This is a genomic window from Deinococcus hopiensis KR-140, assembly GCF_900176165.1.
Classification (GTDB): domain Bacteria; phylum Deinococcota; class Deinococci; order Deinococcales; family Deinococcaceae; genus Deinococcus; species Deinococcus hopiensis.
In genome coordinates this window covers 21,280-40,188 of the sequence record NZ_FWWU01000001.1, presented here as the reverse complement: position 1 = coordinate 40,188, position 18,909 = coordinate 21,280, and the positions used below count along the sequence as shown (strand labels likewise).

General features: G+C 57.6%; 15 protein-coding genes and 1 pseudogene. 10 read left to right on the top strand and 6 right to left on the bottom strand.

Annotated features, from left to right (window positions below; translation table 11 throughout):
• Positions 1 to 77 precede the first annotated feature (77 nt).
• Entirely contained in the window at positions 78 to 1,772 is a 1,695-nt protein-coding gene (locus tag B9A95_RS00180) for an AfsR/SARP family transcriptional regulator (RefSeq protein ID WP_139806302.1), read from the bottom strand.
• A 225-nt stretch (positions 1,773 to 1,997) separates the two neighbouring features.
• Between B9A95_RS00180 and B9A95_RS00170 the strand changes: the two genes are divergently transcribed.
• On the top strand, positions 1,998 to 2,231 hold the full coding sequence (locus tag B9A95_RS00170) for a hypothetical protein (protein WP_084044958.1): 234 nt from the start codon (positions 1,998 to 2,000) through the stop codon (positions 2,229 to 2,231).
• Between the two features lie 167 nt (positions 2,232 to 2,398).
• Here B9A95_RS00170 and B9A95_RS00165 read toward each other — a convergent pair whose 3' ends face one another.
• Positions 2,399 to 3,655, bottom strand: coding sequence for an MFS transporter (locus B9A95_RS00165; RefSeq protein ID WP_084044957.1), 1,257 nt, complete (start codon positions 3,653 to 3,655; stop codon positions 2,399 to 2,401).
• A 412-nt stretch (positions 3,656 to 4,067) separates the two neighbouring features.
• On the opposite strand from B9A95_RS00165, the gene B9A95_RS00160 reads away from it, so the two are divergent.
• Positions 4,068 to 5,081 (top strand): tyrosine-type recombinase/integrase, encoded by a 1,014-nt coding sequence (locus B9A95_RS00160; RefSeq protein WP_084044956.1) that lies wholly within the window; start codon positions 4,068 to 4,070, stop codon positions 5,079 to 5,081.
• A gap of 80 nt (positions 5,082 to 5,161) precedes the next feature.
• On the opposite strand, the pseudogene B9A95_RS36640 reads toward B9A95_RS00160, so the two are convergent.
• The 4 genes and pseudogenes from B9A95_RS36640 to B9A95_RS00140 all read right to left on the bottom strand — a co-directional run.
• Positions 5,162 to 5,392 (bottom strand): annotated as a pseudogene (locus tag B9A95_RS36640) (transposase); the annotation flags it as partial.
• A gap of 34 nt (positions 5,393 to 5,426) precedes the next feature.
• On the bottom strand, positions 5,427 to 5,975 hold the full coding sequence (locus B9A95_RS00150) for an IS3 family transposase (protein WP_084044954.1): 549 nt from the start codon (positions 5,973 to 5,975) through the stop codon (positions 5,427 to 5,429).
• A 6-nt stretch (positions 5,976 to 5,981) separates the two neighbouring features.
• A complete protein-coding gene (locus B9A95_RS33040; RefSeq protein ID WP_084044953.1) occupies positions 5,982 to 6,281 on the bottom strand; it encodes a transposase in 300 nt (99 codons plus the stop codon).
• A 462-nt stretch (positions 6,282 to 6,743) separates the two neighbouring features.
• The gene (locus B9A95_RS00140) at positions 6,744 to 7,928 is read right to left on the bottom strand and encodes an ROK family transcriptional regulator (RefSeq protein ID WP_084044952.1); all 1,185 of its coding nucleotides are present in this window, start codon (positions 7,926 to 7,928) and stop codon (positions 6,744 to 6,746) included.
• Between the two features lie 951 nt (positions 7,929 to 8,879).
• Between B9A95_RS00140 and xylA the strand changes: the two genes are divergently transcribed.
• The 8 genes from xylA (at position 8,880) to B9A95_RS00100 (ending at position 18,852) form a co-directional block, all read left to right on the top strand.
• On the top strand, positions 8,880 to 10,091 hold the full coding sequence (xylA, locus tag B9A95_RS00135; RefSeq protein ID WP_084044951.1) for a xylose isomerase: 1,212 nt from the start codon (positions 8,880 to 8,882) through the stop codon (positions 10,089 to 10,091).
• Complete coding sequence (xylB, locus tag B9A95_RS00130; protein ID WP_084044950.1) at positions 10,088 to 11,638, top strand: xylulokinase; 1,551 nt, start codon at positions 10,088 to 10,090, stop codon at positions 11,636 to 11,638. Before xylA ends, xylB begins: the two co-directional genes overlap by 4 nt.
• Positions 11,639 to 12,673: 1,035 nt before the next feature.
• Entirely contained in the window at positions 12,674 to 13,630 is a 957-nt protein-coding gene (locus tag B9A95_RS00125; protein WP_084044949.1) for a substrate-binding domain-containing protein, read from the top strand.
• Positions 13,631 to 14,317: 687 nt separating this feature from the next.
• Complete coding sequence (locus tag B9A95_RS00120; RefSeq protein ID WP_245808074.1) at positions 14,318 to 14,890, top strand: VTT domain-containing protein; 573 nt, start codon at positions 14,318 to 14,320, stop codon at positions 14,888 to 14,890.
• Positions 14,891 to 14,954: 64 nt separating this feature from the next.
• Complete coding sequence (locus tag B9A95_RS00115) at positions 14,955 to 17,057, top strand: MDR family MFS transporter (RefSeq protein ID WP_084044947.1); 2,103 nt, start codon at positions 14,955 to 14,957, stop codon at positions 17,055 to 17,057.
• 61 nt (positions 17,058 to 17,118) lie between these two features.
• Positions 17,119 to 17,610 carry a pilus assembly FimT family protein gene (locus B9A95_RS00110; protein ID WP_084044946.1) on the top strand — a complete coding sequence of 164 codons (492 nt, stop codon included), beginning with the start codon at positions 17,119 to 17,121 and terminating at the stop codon, positions 17,608 to 17,610.
• Entirely contained in the window at positions 17,607 to 17,993 is a 387-nt protein-coding gene (locus B9A95_RS00105; RefSeq protein WP_084044945.1) for a type IV pilus modification PilV family protein, read from the top strand. Before B9A95_RS00110 ends, B9A95_RS00105 begins: the two co-directional genes overlap by 4 nt.
• The gene (locus B9A95_RS00100) at positions 17,980 to 18,852 is read left to right on the top strand and encodes a PilW family protein (RefSeq protein WP_084044944.1); all 873 of its coding nucleotides are present in this window, start codon (positions 17,980 to 17,982) and stop codon (positions 18,850 to 18,852) included. The genes B9A95_RS00105 and B9A95_RS00100 overlap by 14 nt, the downstream gene beginning before the upstream one ends.
• Positions 18,853 to 18,909: the final 57 nt, after the last annotated feature.

The following is an 18,909-nucleotide window of genomic DNA, read 5'->3' as shown; positions in this document are numbered from 1 at the left end:
CCAGGGTGCGTACGCTGAATCACGCGCTGGGGACGAATCAGGAGGAATTCAAATGGCAGGCGAGCGCTTGTCCTGTTTCAGTCCTGAACTTTCGTGGCCCGGAGACGGGCATACCACTGCGGCAGGGTCGGATCATTGGGTTGGGCACTCTTTGTGAGGCGGTCCGCTTCCTCCGCCCATTCCCCAGGATTCACCACCAGCGCCGCAGCAGCCCACTCGTACCGCACACTCCCGTTCTCCGTCAGGTCCAGCAGCGGCCGTGCCTCTCGTAACACCTGTTCCGCCTCATGTGACTGACCCATTTGGTGCAGCGCCATCGCCGTTGCTGCATGCGCGGTGGAAGCCATGGCCATATTGTTCACCCGCAACTGCGGCGCCAGCACTTCCTGCACCGCCCCATACTCCCGCCGAATCAGATTGGAAAACCCCAGCGAGTTGATCAAGTGCGCTGAGAAGTTCCCATGCGACAGGCCTTCCCGGGCCAGCGCGGCGCTCCTCACCGGATCCCCAGTGATGTTCAAGTGCCACAGCATGAACGAGATCACTTGCGGCAACACCAGGGGATCGCCCTGGTCATACGCGGATTGGAGCGCCAGGTCATGCCAGTACCGCGCTTCCCGGTACCGCTGCCGCGCGTCGTACGATCGCGCCAGAATCCCATACAACATCGCTGGGGAGTCCCTCGCATCTAGTGTTTTCAAGGCCCCGAGTGCAATCTCCGCAGCACGTTCCTGATGGCCCAGGATGACGTTGCTGGAGGCCGCTGTGAACGCGATCTCGCTGCTGGGTTCCGTGACGAGCGTGAGGGCCTGCTCCGCGTACTTCCGGCCGCGCTGGTATTGCCCCTGGTCCATCGCCAAGTTCGCAAGAACGTCCAGAGCGAGGGCGGCTGCGGTGCCTTTGGTCTGTCGGTCGAGCACTTGCCGGGCCGCCCATTCTGCTCCTACCTGATCACGCAGGCGGTACGTGCTCAAGGCTTCCTCCGCTCCGGCCAGCTCCCGGGACAGCCGGGGAATAAAGGCCGTATCGATCCTGGCCGACACACCGTCGAGCAACACTTGCCGGTGGTGTCGGGCGTCGGGATCGGGGGAGACCTCTGCGGCCTGAGCGGTCACCCAGAGGCGCAATGTGACCTGTTCCAGCGTGCGCAGTAGTTCCTCCTCTGAAGGCGCTGCGGGCGCACGCACGTGCTCCGCCCAACGGGACTGGACCTCCGGGTGATCCGGAGCAAGCTGCAGGGCGCGCTCGAGCAGCGTATGCGCTTTGGAGGGGTGCTCCGCGGCACTCCGCAGCAGATCTTGGACGTGCGCTTCGAGGAGACGCATTTCGGTCTGCTCCGCCCATTCCAGCCATGCCTCGCACCCTTTATGACGGAAGCCGACCATGAATTCTGCCCAGAAGGGGAGAAGGGCGTCCAGATCTCGGGGAGGACAGAGCACGTCCACGTGGATCTGGGAAAGGTCCAGGGTGAGGGAGGCATCAACTTCCTGCACGAGGTTCGGCTGAACGGTGAGGCAACGCCTCAGGTCCGTGAGGGCGACGCGGAGGTTTTGAAGGACCTGGGTAGTTGTGCCTTCCCAGAGGGTATCAGCGAGTTGAGCGCGGGACTGTGGACCGTCCAGGGCCAGCACGGCGAGGACGCGCAGAGCCCCGCCACCGAGCGCGATCTTGCTCTCCCCAAGCTGGAGCCGTGGCCGACCGAGCAGGCGCAGTACCATTCCAGACGGGTCTCCCGTCGCTTCCTCTGACCGCTCCGACCCTAACTTCACCATTCATGCACCTCAGGCAAGCGAAATGGGCTGTGAACCTTCCAATGCTGTGCGGGACCGCCCTAAGCCGGACGTCTCCTCCATACAGGTGCCGTCACCTTACCGTACAAGCATTCCAGGCCAGCGCAGATCTCAACATCTAGGACAAACGCGCACACGCAATACGGCGAGGACGTTTTCTTCGACCTCACCGCACTTCACCCCTGTAGCCGCTACCATGAAAGCTTGATGCCCAGCCCTTCCTGCCCTCTGTTGGGCGAGGAGCATCTTCGTCAACTGCACCGCGTTTATGGACCCATCAGTCCCGCTTTCGCCATTGAAGAACTCGGCTGCAGCCTCCAGCAGGCCACCGGGTACCTGTACGGCCTCCAGGCCGACCACCATACCAGGGTGAGCCTGCCCGACATGGTCCGGCTCTGCAGTGCTGACCAAACCTGTTCGGGTGACAGTGGAGAACAGTGAGGCGGGGCTGGTGGATTTTAAAGCGCTGGGCGAGATGACCTGGCGTCGATTGCAGAGGAACGGTGAACGAGCCACGCGGTCACCCGCGGCCAATATCCAGGCGTAGGGCATGTGTCAAAACGAGACTGAAATGTCGGCATGTCGGAATCAGGCGGCGCTGCTGCGGGTCAGGCCGCGCGTACCTGCCGGGTCTCCGGCACATTCCGCACAAGCACGACGCCTGCCAGGAAAAACAGTGCCGCGATGCCGAACACGAGCGTGTACCCGAAGTTGTGGCCTTGCTGGTTGCCCCAATCGAGCAAGGCCCCCTGTGGCGCGCTCGACAGTTGAGGCGCCACGAAAGCGACGTGCCAGATGCCCATATCGCGGGCGTAACTGCCTGCACTCGGCATGGCGTCGCTTCCGAGTGCCCAATCCACCGATGAGAAGGCTCCGAAGCCCAGGCCGAACAAGACCGCAAGCGCCAGGGCCACGGCATAACTCGGCGCGATCAGCAACATTACCGCTGCCGCTGCCATCACCGTGCCGGCCACGTAAATCACAGGCTTGCGGCCGACCTGGTCGCTGATCCGTCCCCCAGCCCATACCGAGAGAATGCCGCCCACGATAATGCAGAGCAGCATGATGGAGGTGCTGTTCGCTGCATTCGTCTGTCCCAGTACGTCCTTGTTGTAAAACTGCAAAAAGGGTTGTACGGAGTATTGCCCCAACGAGAACAACACCCGGGTCACGAAGACCCACAAGAAGGGCTGATAAGCGAACAATTGTTGCCAGGAGGGGGACGTACGGGCCGCCTTCTCTTGTGTGTCGAGGGCCTCCTCTCGAACACCTCGAATTGTAATCAGGGCGGGGACGGCCAGAACGATGCCGATCAGGAGGAAGGACACCACGGGCGGCAGATGGAGTGTGCTGACAGCAAAAGCCGAGACGGCTCCCAGTAGTTGCCCCACGGCTTGGAGCATTCCCATGACTCCGCTATAGCGCCCCCGCTGCTCGGGTAGAACGAGCTGGGGAATCAGCGCGGCGTAGGGCGCAGTCGCGTAATTGTTGCCGAACTGTACCAGCAGGAAGCCCAGCACATAGATCCAGAATCCCGTCATGCCGCTCAGTGCGGTGACCGCCAACGCCATCACGACGAGGCCTGCCAGGTTCACGCCCAGTCCCAGGCGGATGTAGGGCAATCGCTTCCCACTGCGGTCGCTGCGGGCGCCAATGAGGGGCGGGAGCACGAGCGCCATCACGGCTCCAATGGCGGTCAGTACGCCCAGATAGGTGCCCTTTTGTGCTTCACCCACAAACTGAACCACGTTCGCGGGCATCAGGATTAAGAGCAGCACGAGCCAGTGAAAGGCTGTGCCGAACCAGAACGCGGACAGCACCCACGGGCTGGGGACTGAGCGAGCAGGCAGAACAGCGGAGGGCATGTGCAGTCAGTATAGGGCGCGTCTTGGAGCCTGAGCATGCCTCCTGACTCCACATCTGCAAGCGTGCCATTCCCCGCACCCATTACGTCGCATGCCTCCCATTGACCGCTTCACCACGTCCCCCTCCTTTACCCCTCAGAACCTGCTGGAGGCCCCTTCCTGGCCTTCCTGTGGACAAGTGGTTTTTGCCGCGTCTGGGACGGCGTTTTGCCCACCTTGTTTTCGGCCATCGCAAAGAAGACCGTTCTCTTTCTGCTTTGGGACAAAAGAAGGTTCGGGAAAGGTGTCCCGCTTCCTGCCAAGCTCGGGAGAGGTCACGATCTGGCGAGTTTCTGGGGGATGGTCAAGTCTTGGGGAGGTTTACCAATAAGAGCATTTATTGGTAAAATCACAGCAAGATGGAGGACAGGCCATGACGCTCGCGCAGTATAACGCAGACCTCCACCACCGGACCAGCAGCTGGTCCAACCTTCACCGTGACGAGCGGCGACGCCGGGCCGTGAAGGCCTGCGCTGAAAAAGATGCAGAAGTGTTGTGGGAGATCGTCGAGTGGTACCTCACCCAGCACGCTCAAGCTGGGCTGCTCGTCAGTCCACATACCCAGCTGAGTTACCGCACAGGCACCAGGCAGCTGGTTGCCTTCATGGCTGAGCACGCCTGGAATGTCCTGTCCCCGGAACGCGAGGACGTGCAGGGGTATGTCAACAGCCTGCTCGCTTCTGGCAAAAGCATCGCCACCGTCCAGGCCCGCGCCGCTGCCGGGCGCACCCTCTACGCCGCCCTGCGCGAGGTCGACGCGACAAAGGCCGTTCCCTTCGAAGGACTTCGCGTGCCCAAAGACCGCCGGCACCCGCTGGAGAAGAATGCACCGTACCCGAGGCGACGGATGGAGGACGTCCTGGAGAAAGCGCGCGACCAGGTGGGCCGTGATCCGAAACGTGCGGCGCGCCACCTGGAAGTGTGGGCGCTGCTGCTCCTCCTGGCCCACACGGGGTTGCGGATCGATGAGGCGTTGTCCCTCGGATGGCGTGACGTACACCTGGACGAGGATGATGCCAGGCTGGTGGTCCGGTCCGGCAAGGGGCGCAAATCGCGCGAAGTACCGGTTTCACCGCGTCTCGCTGCAGCCCTCATCCGCTTCCAGGCCTTGCCGAGATCAAAGCGGCACGTGGGTGACCAGCTCTTCCCATACCGGACCTGGCGAGGGGCGGCCTACCATGTCAAGCCCTTATTCCAGCGTGAGGACGGCAGCAACGACTTTCGGGGCTTCCACGCCATACGCAAGTTCATGGGTTCACGTCTGTATGACACCCTCGGCGACTTCACGGCTGTCGCGGAGGTGTTGGGACATGCCAGCGTCGACACCACGCGAGGATACGTTCGAGTGGGGGTGAACAGGGCAAAGAAAGCCGTCGCGGACTGGTGAACATCCTGCTCTCCTTGGAGTGAACCCAATGGAGCGGACCGCAGGGCAAGCCACATCAGGATGGCAGTGGAGCGGTTGGCGAACTCGGCAGGTGGAACGTATCCCAGGCTGGAGTGCAGTCGGTGGCGGTTGTACAGGTCCGCAATAAAGAACTCGATGTGTCGTCGAGGGTCGTCCAGATCGACGTACTCTTGCAGATCGACCTCCTCGGTCTTCAGGGTCTTGTAGAAACTCTCCATTTTGGCGTTGTCATAGGGATTGCCCTTCCTGGACATGCTTGGCGTGATTCCTGCGGACCGCAAGCGGTCCACGTACACCCGGCTCGCGTATTGCACGCCCTGGTCATCAGTGGTGCAGCAGACCAGGGGCAGGGCAACGCGCCGCGAGCGCGTTGCCCTGCCCTGCCAACGGCAAATCCACGTCCAGGAACTTTGACATGGACCAGTCGACCACCTCACGGGTAAAACCGTCCAGCACGCAGGCCAGGTACACAAAGCCGTGCCGGACTCGCACATAGGTGAGATCGGCCTGCCAGACCTGATCTGGCCGCATTGGGACAACTTCGCGCAGCAGATTTGGGAAGCGTTTCTCGTTGTGATTCGAATTCGTTGTCGCCCGGTAGCGTCTCTTGGGGCGGCAGAGCAACCGGCGTTCCCGCATGACTCTCAACACGCGCTTGTGGTTCACCGGACGGCCTCGTCGGGCCAACTCGCGGGTGACACGCCGATATCCGTACCCATTGAATTCCACCACGACGGCTTCAATGTCCTGGGACAACGCCTGATCGGCATCCACCTCCTCCCGGTCCTGTTGTTCGTAGAACCACGAGCGATTGACCCCGTGCAGCTCACACAGACGACGCACCGACACCTCTTTTGGGCGCGTTCCGCGCATCCTCAATCATTTGGTGCCGTTTTTCGAGCGGTATGTCGACAACGACTTTTTTAGGATCGTGTTCTCCAACGACAACTGCCCGCAAAACCGTTCCAACTCAGCGATGCGTTGTTCCAACGATTGGTCGGGTTTGGCCTGGTCGGTGAACGCTGCTTCTCCTCGCGCCTCGACCTCCTTCCGCCAGCGGTGGATCAGACTGGGCGAGAGAGCGTGTTCTCGGCAGAGCTGGGCGGTTGTCTTTTGACCTCCGTTGATTTGATTCACGATTTCCAGCTTGAACTCACGGCCGTGGGTGCGCCCGGGCATACGGGCTCCTTCGGTGCCGTCAGCATACGGGCTGACGGGGACGAAGTGCTTGACCTCGTGGTCCGGTCCTAAGGGGTCAGTCCAGTCACGGGAACGTCCCGCCTGTTCTTCTCGCGTGGAATGCAAGCGCATTGGCCGCCGGTGAGCTACCTCATTTCGACACTGGTGCTCCTTGACTACAAGGCCTGGGTTGTCAATCTGTCCATGGATGCGCTGCTTGTTGCGATCGGCATCTTCTACGCCACCTCTGGCACCGTGCTTATGGAGGTGAAGCGGCGGTACGGGAACGCCTTGGTTCAGTTGTACCTCCTGCACGCGGCAGTGATTGCCGTTCTGGCCCGTCAGGCCGCCCGCACCCACGCGGCGAGCGTCGGCCTCACTGTCACCACCTACCTCGCTGGCCGCCCCAACCTCACCGCCAGTAGCCTCACCCCCTCCCAATCCATTCACAGCTTCATCGCCTTAGTGAAGGACTTTGGCGAGAATCTGCGCCGCTGCTCCGCGTGCAGAAATATAGGTGCTGTCCGTACGGACGTGCAGACGAACGGGAGACGCCGATGCATACAGGTGGCGCTGATGCTTTTCAAAGAAGGTCAGCGCGGGGTGCAGAAGGGCGTCGCCCAGCCGGGTCAGGGCACCTCCGATCACGATATCGCTGGGGTTGAACGTATGGTGCAGATTCGTGAGGAGCATTCCCAGTGCTTCACCTGCACGTTGAAGGGTGACCTGCACATCCACGTCCTGCATGCGCGACGCGAGAGCGTCTTCCAGAAGAAGGCCGGAGGGAAGGCCCAAGGCGGCGCGAATCGACCAACCGCTGACCAGCGTTTCGGCACACCCGCGGTTTCCGCAGTGGCAGTACAGCCCAGACACCTGCAGTACGGAGTGCCCGATCTCACCGGCCAGGCCTTGAGCGCCCCGCAACAGGTGGGGAACGGGAGTCCCCAGCATCAGGCCGCTGCCGATCCCCGTCCCCAAACTGATATAAGCGAGCAGTTCCGGCTCCTCCTGTTCGGAAAAGTAGACCTCCCCAAAGGCGGCTGCTTTCGCTTCGTTCTCTAACAGCCAAAAGCCGCCCAGATCGGGCAGAAAAGGCTTGAGAAGGGCCAGAAAGGAAACGTCTCGCCAACCGAGGTTCGGAGCGAACAGGAGGGTAGGCGCGTGCAACGAGACTGGTCCTGGAACTGCCACACCCAGCCCCAGGATTTCACGGCCGGCGAGCTCGGGCTGACCCAGCAATTCCCGGATAAGGCCCGCAAGAGACTGTGCGGTAGCTTCGGGATTGGTCGATGGGACCACGACGTCGAGGTGGGCAAGGATTTGGCCAGTCAGGGTGCAGCCGACAACCCGGAGGCCTTCTACCCCAACTTCCGCGCCCAGCAAAACGTGCTGATCCTCATTGAGATGCAAAGCGCGCCCGGGACGCCCGACGTTTCCCTGCTGCCACCCCCCTTCAGTCAGCCAACCCTGTTCCAGCAGCTCCTGCACCATCATGCCAACGGAGGCTTTGGTTAGCTGCGTCCTGAGCGCCAGATCTGCTCTGGAAATGCCAGGTTCCCGGCGCACCATATCCAGGACAGCCGACCGATTGAGCTGCTTGAGAAAGCCCTGGTCTCCAGCGCGGTAGTGAAGGGGCGGTAAGGTCATGGGCCTATCCTCTCGTGTCGACGGAAAAGTGGTTGTACTCCGGTGGCCTTTTTAAAATTCTTGTCCTGCTGTACCTGGAAATTCGCGCACTCGGCAAAGTCTTGTCGGGTAGGAGGGCGAAAACCGTCGAGGGACGGCAGCCAAAGTCCCTTACCAGTCATAGGCGTCCAGTGTGTACGACGCATTTTCCCTCATCCACTGCGGTCATGGCTGTGAATTTTCCAACAGAAAGTTAAATGATTTAACCAAATACAGCAGAGCAGCCGCTGTCGCCCACAAATTTCCTGACTTTCAGACGCCTACCCCCCATCAAAGCCGCTTTTTCCGCCCTAGATCACTCTTGACTTTTGACGAGCCTGCCCCTTACCCTCGGGTTAGTTAAAAAAGTTTAACTAACAGATTCTGTCAATGCGCCCTGAACAGAGCCTCAGCGAAGGCATACCGGAGGACTTTTTGAAGAGCTCCAGCATGGCGGCCCTCAAGCTTGCCACCACCGTCGCCCGCGCGCCCAGCACGACCACTCAATCGGTGGTGTGGGCTGATCAAACCCTCAGGAGAAACAATAGAAAACCGATCACAGGCCTGTGAAAGCTCAGCTGGCCAAGGTGAGAGCGAAGCGCATCACTGCAGAGAAACAATGAAAGGCGGCTGTTGTCCATTGAGAGTGTCATCACGCGTGAGGCAACGTCAAGATTGTGCTGCCCCAGGACAACGCGACCACTTCGCCTGACCGACACGACGATCCGCGCGTAATCAACATCGCGTATCCGGGAAACCTCTTTTACACCTACCTCCTGGACCGCCCTAGAAGCCTAAATGCACCCGGGTTTGCCGGAGTCGGTGATGCCGTATTCCAGCGGAGCGGGGAAACTCCATTCGCAATTACACGAGACCTTTGCGGAGACGTAACTCTCAAACGCTTTCCGCGTTGTGACCTTGAAAGGACCTGCCATGACCAACTACACACCCACACCTGCTGACAAATTCACCTTTGGCCTCTGGACCGTCGGTCAGACTGGGCGCGACCCTTTTGGAGAAGCCACCCGTCCCGGGTTCTCCGCGCCTGATATCGTCCGCAAGCTCGCCGAACTCGGCGCGTACGGGGTCACCTTCCACGACAACGATCTGGTGCCCATCGACGCTTCCGCCGCTGAGCGTGACCGCATCGCCAACGACTTCCGCGCTGCCCTAAACGAAACTGGTCTCGTCGTCCCGATGGCGACCACCAACCTCTTCACCGATCCCGCCTTCAAGGACGGGGCGTTCACGAGCGCGGACGCCCGCGTGCGCGCCTACGCCCTGCAAAAGACGATGCAGGCGATGGATCTGGGTGCCGAGTTCGGGGCGCAGACCTACGTCTTCTGGGGCGGCCGTGAAGGCACCGAAGTCGATGGCAGCGGCAAACTGCTCGATGCCCTTGCGTGGTTCCGCGACAGCCTCAACTTTCTGGCGCAGTACAGCCAGGACCAGGGGTACAACTACCGGTTTGCTCTGGAACCCAAGCCAAATGAGCCGCGGGGGGACATCTTCCTGCCCACCGTCGGCTCGGCGTTGGGCTTCATTGCCACCCTCGAACAACCGGAGCTGTTCGGGGTCAATCCCGAGTTTGCCCATGAGACGATGGCAGGACTCTCGTTTCCTCACGCCATCGCCCAGGCGATCGACGCGGGCAAGCTGTTTCACATTGACCTCAACGATCAGAAGATGGGGCGCTTCGATCAGGACCTGCGCTTCGGGGCCGAGAACCCCAAGGGCGCGTTTTTCACGGTCAAACTGCTGGAAGACAGTGGGTACGGCGGTCCCCGACACTTTGACGCCCACGCATTGAGAACCGAAGATGCCGAAGGGGTCTGGGCCTTTGCCCGGGGCTGCATGCGCACCTACCTCATCCTCAAGGACAAGGTGGCGCAGTTCAACGCTGACCCCGAGATTCAGGCAGCGTTGCAGGCCTACAGGGTGCAAGACGCTGAACTCGAAGCGCTCAGCAAGTCCTACTCGACTGCGAATGCCCAGGCGCTTAAGGGCCGCACCTTTGACAGGGGAGCACTGGGACAGCGTGGCTTGGGCCTCGAACACCTCGATCAGCTCACTGCCGAACTCCTCCTCGGCGTGCGGGGCAACGCGGCCAACACCGCTCAACGGCAGATGGTGACGACGGCGTGACCCACCCTCCCGTCACTCTTGGGCTGGACTTGGGTACCAGTGGCGTCAAGGTCGTGGCCCTAAACGCGCAGGGGCAGGTGGTGGCGCACAGTAGCCGAACGTACCCCCTGCTCACACCCCGCCCCGGCTGGACCGAACAGCGCCCCCAGGACTGGGAAAACGCCAGCCTGGACGCCCTGCGGGAGATCGCTGCGCAACTGCAGGCTCTAGGGGCCGTCCCCCTTGCCCTGGGCCTGAGCGGGCAGATGCACGGCGCAGTCTTTCTAGACGCCCAGGGTGAGGTGATCCGTCCCGCTCCCCTCTGGAACGATCAGCGCACCGCCGCCCAGGTGAAGCGCATCGAGCGCACTGTTCCGCGCGCTGACTTGATTGCCCGCACCGGCAACCGGGCAGTCACGGGCTTTCAACTGCCCAAGATTCTGTGGTTGAGGGACGAGGAACCCACTGCATTTGCCCGCCTCGCGCATGTGCTGCTGCCCAAGGATTACCTGGGGTACGTCCTGACGGGGGTCATGGCCACGGAGCCCAGTGACGCCTCCGGCGTCGGTGCGCTTCACTTGGATCGCCGGGACTGGGACGCCGGAGTACTGGACGCCCTGAACCTCCCTGTTCACCTTTTCCCGCAGGTGGTGAAGTCCTGGGACGTCACGGGCTCGCTCCGGGCAGACCTGGCCGCTCTCACAGGCCTTCCGACGAATCTGCCGGTGGTCGCTGGAGGCGGCGACAACGCCGCAGCCGGAATCGCACTGGGCCTGAGTTCTGCGCGTCCAGACCTGGGCAGTGTGAGTTTGGGAACGAGTGGGGTGCTGTTCGCACCCCTCTCGCAGGCTACGCCGGATCCGCAAGGACGGGTTCACCTGTTTGCGCATGCTGACGGGGGATATCACCTGCTGGGGGTCACACTGTCCTGCGCAGGAGCACTGCAATGGATGAGGGACAAGATCTGCCCGGAAGTGAGCTTTGAGACCCTACTGACCGAAGCGCAGCAGGTACCGGCGGGACCGAGAAATCCAGTTTTCCTGCCCTACCTGGCGGGAGAACGCAGTCCCTACATGGACCCGGACCTCCGGGGGGCGTGGCTGGAGCTCTCGCTGGCCCACGGTCGGGGACACCTCACCCGTGCCCTCCTCGAAGGCACAGCGTTTGCGCTCGCAGACACCTATGAGGTCATGCGTCCCCTCACGCAGGTGACCACTTTCCTCGCCACCGGGGGTGGAGCCCGCAGTGACTTCTGGTTGGGTCTGGTGGCGGGAGCGCTGGGGAGCCGCGTCGAACGACCGGCCCATGAACCTGGAGCAGCAGACGGTGCAGCCATTCTCGCGATGCCCGCTGCGGGACTGTATCCCGATCTGACCTCGGCCATGCAAGCTCTCAGAACGGTCGGCACTCCCGTTTCACCTCTCCAGACTGCCCCCGCGTACCACAACCACACCGCCGCCCTCACCCAGCTCTACCCTCGTCTCCAACCCACCTCCATCGTTCGCCCGACCACTCGCGCAGGCGTTTACATGGATGATCTACTCCGCGCGATGGGAACTGAGGGCTGATGGTCGTGCCAGGATCAACCCTCGAACTTGCCCACGTTTCGTCTCCTCCACTGGGCCCGGACCCTCCTCGCGCAACGCCGCCCGGCCTCACCCACGTCCCTCCCGAACACCAGTGAGCCACTACTTCCGTGCAGTCCAACTGTCGAGGATTGATACGAAACAGCAGGATCGGTTGGAACTGCACGGCTCGGTAGCGTTGCTCAACGCTCAATGCAGACCCAGACGACTTTCGATACAAAAGACGAACCGAATACCTTAAGGGTCTGCATTAAGCGTTCATTTAACTCAAAGAAGCTTAATTACTACAGAATAAGAACAATTAAATTCCATACGTTCGGTTCAAATAATTTTGATGGTTCACTTTTATTCCAAGTGATTGCATGAATTTTAGGCCCGCCACTGATAGCGTTGAAGCTTTTACTCATAGGAACTGCTTCTCCGAGATGATCTCCCTCATATGGCGTAGGCAAAGTTTGTGGGTTGTCCGGGCTAAAACTTCCAAATCTACCCAATATAAGCCAGGTCAGATAGGAAAGGCTTTCCAGTGAGAAACTTGAATACCATTCAGCTAGAAGAAGCGAAGCGGATCGCAGTAAAATCGGCGTGGGACGTACTGGGTCCGATTACATCCCCCATAATAAAAAATCCTTTGGATGAAGATTTCTATATAGAGGAACAATATTGCTGGATGTTTTTTAGAAATAAAGATATTATTCTTCCCAATGCCTTCGCACTCAATTACGATTGGTCCTTTGTGGTCAGCATATGGGGGGACGAAATAAATCTCCATACCCTCTCATATGATAATGCCAGGCTGCGAAAATACGCGAAAAATCTGTCAGACCATTTCAAGCTTGATTTCGACAGAAGTCGGTTGCTAAGCCTAAAGAAAGACTAACAGCAGGCATTCAGTTCTTGATTCCAGTGGACTACGATAGTTACTATAAATTAACGCGTTGGACTTAATTAGATCTGTGTCTGCTTAACTGCGCAGCTTGTATCCGAACCTGCTTGTATTGGAAAGGAAGGAAGACCTTGAAAACTACCCTCGCTTTGTCTTTGATTTTTTCGCTATCGCTTGGCTCAGGCGTACAAGCTCAGACACAAGACATCGCCGAAGTCGTAGTATCAATTCCTGCCGCAAATCATGGCTGGACATCAGGCGTACTTTATCACGCGAGTCAAGCAAAAGAATACCTTGCTCGTTTATATCCTCGTCACCACATCACTATTAAGACGTCTGCAAATGCCACCGAACAAATCAAACAGCTGCAGGAGTTAAGTACTGCAAAAAAGATTGCTGCCCTAATCATTCTTCCACATGAAAGTCAGCCCCTCACGGCACCAGTACGGAAGATTGTGGATCAAGGTGTATTTGTCACTGTCGTGGACCGCAACCTCAGCGATCAAACCGCCCGGAACGCCTATGTTGGAGGTGACAACGTGGGTTTTGGACGAATAGCGGGACAGTATATCGGTGCCAAACTCGGCACCCAGGGCGGAAATGTGGTGGTGCTCCGAGGACTGAAAAGCGTCATTGACGACCAGCGTAACCGCGCCTTCCAGGAAGCTTTAAAGCAATATCCGGCTGTCAAAATCCTTGATGACCAATACGGCAACTGGAACAGACCAGACGCCAAACGAGTTATGCAGAGCTACCTCTCGCGGTTCCCCAAAATTGACGCTGTATGGGCTTCGGACGATGACATGGCCCTCGGGGTACTAGAAGCCCTACGCGAAAGTGGACGGCGTGATGTCCGTGTCGTTCTGGGTGGCAGCGGCATGAAGGAAATGGTCAAAAAGATCATGGACGGTGACCCACTGGTTACTGCCGACGTGACCTATTCGCCCAGTATGATCGCAGATGCCATGCACCTCACCTTGAAGAGCCTGGCAGGTGAACAACCCATACCTCCCAAGACGCTACGCCCATCTGTGTTGATTACGAAGGAGAACGCAGGAAAATACTACTTTCCCCAGTCGCCATATTAACTTATACAAAATTTCGTATTTATCTTTAGCGGTTTTTATAATCTCGTTCTGGAAATTACTTTACGTGACGAATGATTCACCGTTGTCTAAATCTTTGACTCGGGCTGCACTGCCCAGCTCATTGGCCCGAAGTAAAGCAAACACAATGAGATAAGGTAGGCCAACCCAGTCCTCACCCTATTTCCAAGTAGAGTAAAGCAGAGTAATGAGTCAGATCAGCCAAAAACCGGCTGATGCTTTCTATGTCTCTATGTCGAACGCATTTTCTCAGAAACCGACCAGCTCTAAATTATTTAATACTACATCAAGCACGCCTCCACAATACAAATATGTTTGGGAAAAACGGCCACAGTAGTCAATGGGCAAAATCTGACTCAAGGTAATTGTCAGGAACGCTTGTCTAGACGCCACATTGAAAGATGTCTCGTGATGCATCGGCTCCACTCTGCTCTGAAATAGATCTAAGTCTGATCTTGCTCCTTCACAAGCAGGCGACCATACTTATTTCACTTCTAAGGTAAGCGCGCCGGTCCTCACACGCATCTGTCCCAATATAAGCAGCATACCAGGGAAAATCCTCCGCCGCGTCTCACTTATAGGAACGCTCATATGAAACAGCTTGGAATTCTTGTCAGCGCCTTCCTTTTCTTCTTTCTCGCATTATTTGTCATCGTTGAGGCCTTGCATGTGCCGCTCCTCACCGATCCGACTCCTCTGCTCCAGCACAGTGTGTACAGCGCGCCGCTGAGCGTCTCCCTGCTGATTGCGGATGTCGTCCTCCCCGTACCTTCCAGCCTGATTATGGTTGCCAACGGCGCGCTCTACGGCACCGTGATAGGCGCAGCGTTGTCGCTGCTGGGCACCATAGGTGCGACCCTGCTCGGATACTTTCTCGGAAAGCGCGGCTCCCCTTTCCTCACGCGGCACATCCCCCTCCATGCCCGCGAAACCTCACAGCAGCTCCTGCAGCGCTGGGGTTTGCTGGCGATCATCATTACTCGCCCTGTTCCGCTACTCGCGGAAACCACAGCGATCCTCGCCGGGACGAGTGGGCTGCGGTGGACGTCCGTCATGCTGGCCGCCGCTGCGGGAGCACTCCCGGCGGCGATTCTGTACGCCGCTGCGGGAGCCGCAACGCTCAAGCTGCAGAGCAGCGCCATCATTTTCGCCGCAGTACTTGCCATTGCCGGCGTGGTTTGGATGGCTGGGTACGTCCTGCAACGCCACCTCACACAGCGCGCCAGGACGCGTACCTCCTGATCTCCCCGTGACGCCAACCCGGTCCGCCCTGTTCCCATCATCGATACGGTTCACCCTCGCGGGCATGATGCTCGCGGTGTTCCTCGCTGCTCTGGACAACACCATCATCGCAACGGCTGGTCCCTCCATACAGCGTGCCCTGCTCCTCAACGCCGGCATGTATGCGTGGTTGACCACAGCGTATTTGATTACTTCCACCGTCTTCGTGCCGCTGTACGGCAAACTCTCCGATGAAATCGGACGCAAGCCCGTGCTGCTCACGGGAATTGCCATCTTCCTACTGGGTTCGATTGGCTGCGGCCTCTCGCAGAATGTCAGTGCCCTGATCGCTATGCGGGCCGTACAAGGTGTTGGCGCGGCCGCGTTGTTCACCACGGCTTTCGCGTTAATCGCCGATCTGTATCCTCCTGGAGAGCGGGCCCGCATGACCGGCCTGATCGGCGCGACCTTTGGACTTTCCAGTGTCCTGGGTCCGTTGGCAGGAGGAATCATCACGCAAACCTTTGGTTGGCGTTGGAACTTCTGGATCAACGTCCCCCTTGCTTGCCTGGCGTTGATCTTTATTACGGCGTTCATGCCCCGCTGGACGCACCGACCCTTTGCTCCGCGCCGCCCATTCGACACCTGGGGCGCAGCAGCACTGTTGCTTGGCAGCATACCCCTCCTGATCGCGCTCGCGCAGGGGCGTCCGCGCCTCGAACCCGGGCAGGCAGGCTTTTTGTGGCTGTCCTGGCCTACGTTCGCGCTGGTTCTCCTCTCCATCCTGGGGACCATTGCCTTTATTCGCATGGAGCAGCGCGCACCGAACCCCCTGCTGAACATCGCCTTTTTTCGCAGTCCGCTGTTCAGTAAAGCCACCCTCGCGGCGTTCCTGGTCGGCATGGTCTTCCTCGGACCGATGATCTTCCTCCCGCTGTACCTGGTCAATGTGGTCGGGCTGAGTGCCATGACTGCCGGCGCGACCATCATTCCCCTCTCCCTGGGTATTGTGGCGGGAACAGTCATCACGGGCCAACTGCTCCACCGCTTCCAAAGACCAAAGTCCCTGATGCTGGCAACGCTGGGCCTCATGCTCACGGCCTTGACCATCCTGGGCTTCACCCTGACCGTTCACACCGGCGTGCTGGACATCACCCTCAAGATGGTCTTTCTGGGACTGAGCTTAGGACCAGCCATTCCGCTGTACACCCTCACGGCACAGCAGGCTGCGCCTGCAGAGGAAACGGGCGCCGCTACGGCAGTCGTGACTTTCGCACGGCAGCTCGGCAACGTCTGCGGCGTCGCCTTACTGGGGTCTATCTTCGCTTCCACGGTCGGCATCAACTTACAGCACACCAAAACCACGGTCCTGAATTCACTTCCTGCAAGTACCCGAAGTGAGTTTTCAACCTACACCGACCAGACCACCCAGACCGAATTGAACATTCAGCGCATTCGTGAAGATGTCCTCAGCAAAATCGATGAACGGGGCCGCGTCATTACCAAAGCCATCATGGACAACGACCCTGCGAGCGTCGCCATTGTTCTGAACGACCCGCGGACGCCCCAGGTTCTACGCGAACCGCTGAGCGGCGGCGGCATCGTTCATTGGGTACGGGAACGCCACCGGCACAAGCAGCAACAACTCCAGAACGCCCTGGTGGGAGGAGAACCCAGCGCGATCCGGCGCCTGTTGAGCGCAGATGACACGCCTTTTGAGGTCCGGGAAGCGCTTCTGATCGGTACCCCCAGCCAACGCCGCGCCCTCGCGGAGCGTCTTCTCAAGGACGGACCCAACAACGAAGCCAACGAGATTTTTAGCACGCAGCGTACCCGCCTCGACGGCGCCATGTACGGCCTCAACGCTGCCCGTTCACAAGTGAGGCAGGCGCTCGATGTATTTGAAGTTGGGCTGAAAGAGGCATTGACGCTGGCGCTCCGGAACGTCTTCCAGGCAGGCCTGATCGTCGCACTTCTCGCACTGCTCGTCACCCTGACGTTGCCAGGCACGAAGCGGCAGACGCAACTGGCCCGTGTCGCGCGGGGCGAGTTACTCCAACCTCCTCAGCCGTCCAATGACATAACTCCGGTGCGATCACACAAACGACTGCTTACAGCAGAAGAAGACGGGGTGAAGCGCAGGAGGAAAAAACGTCTACGGGGGAGCACAAAAGGAATAGCTGATTAAGAATTTCACAGTGCAACCGGATCAATAATCTTCACTTCTTACTCCTTAGGACGGTTTACCTTTGCAAGCAGAAATTATTCATAATACAAAACCATCACACCGTAATGCCGGATTTTCAATTCTTGAACTATTGGTGGTGATAGCCATTATTGGAATATTGGCTGGAGTTATAGCCTCCAGCCTACGCCTCTTACAGAAGCCCGCGCTTAGTGATGCCAGGGCTATAAGCGCTGCTATAAAAGTTGCCCGAAGCAAAGCCATTGGCACAACCAGCGCTGTTCAGGCCATCTTTAATACATCTACAAGAACTCTAAATCTACAGCAAGGTACCAATTGCTCCGCAACAACCTGGAGTAATTTCCCCGGCACTTATAACATTACTCTCAATAGCCAGGTTGAAACAGTCTCAGCCACATCTCCTATAGCATTCAGAGTATGCTTCAATTCCAGAGGCTTGGCCAGCAATACTGCAATTTTAAAAATCAAGGATGCCCGTTCTCCTACTTATACGATAAGTATTTTTCTCGGTGGAGCAGTTGAGGTTACTCAATGAAATTGTCTCAAGGATTTACATTAATAGAAGCAATTGTCTCTCTGTTGATTCTGGGAGTCATTATGTCCGCCTTCGTTCCAATCTTCCTTAATAATCTCAAGATGAATACGGAAAGTGAGCGAATATCTCAGGCCACCAGCGCAATAGAAAGTTTCTTTGATAAATTAAGAACTGCACCTGTCAATAAAATACCAACAAGTGGGGTTGGCCAAGAGGATATCTCCGTGAATGGAGTTATCTACAAAATAGAGGCGACTTACTGTAGAAATGCTTCTCTATGTACTGATAACAGTCGGATGGTAACTGCCAAGGCTTTGTTCAACAATAGGAGTATAGCAAGTGCAGAAACTATTTTCACGGAGGTGAATTATGCTAAACCATAGCCAAGGCTTTACACTCGTTGAGCTGATGGTTGCAATGTTCATCAGTAGTCTCATTCTAGTCCTAACTTTCACACTTGTTGATGGAAATCGAAAATTATATGATACAGATAGCCGCCGAGTAGATGTAAATCAGAATCTACAGAGCGCCCTTCTTATACTTACTAATGATCTACGCCAAGCAGGAGAGAGGCTCCCAGCCAATTTTCCTTCCCTTGAAGTTGTGACTGGGACTAGCGACACTATAATACTAAGGCGCAATATTCTTGATGTCGTTCTACCAGTTTGCAAAGATATTAACGGTGGATCTAATCGGGATGTCGTTTTTATTGCGAAAAATGGTAGTTCAAAAATCCCAGCCAACTGCAAAGACGCCGACCCAAATCTTCTTACTACATGGAAGAAATATAGACTGGACAACGGTGGAAAAATAAAAGCTTATATATATGATCCTAAACTAAAGCGAGGGGAGATGTTCACCTATGACGATGAGGATAGCTCTGGCCAGAAAATTCATCATGAGGGCGATCACTGGGACTACGATTATGATATTGACAATGAACCCGTCTTATATGTAATAGAAGAAAGAACATACAGGGTGTTGGACGGAGATTTAGTTATGGATGAAAATAAGACAGGCTACCAACCCGTGGCACCAAATATTAGCGCTATGAAAGCCTCCCTGGTATTAAAAGACGGAACGGTTGCTACCGGAAACTTCCCTACTTTATCAGCCAACTGGAAGGACTTGAATGATGTAAACTTATCTCTTACCGGAACTTCAACCTTTGCAGGAAGATCAACAACGCGCACCTTGTCGAATAAAGTCTCTCTCCGCAACGCATTCTCGGCGGATCAATGAGCACTACACAGATTCCCAAGCATCATAACTTAGGTTATGCCCTCATTAGCGTCATGC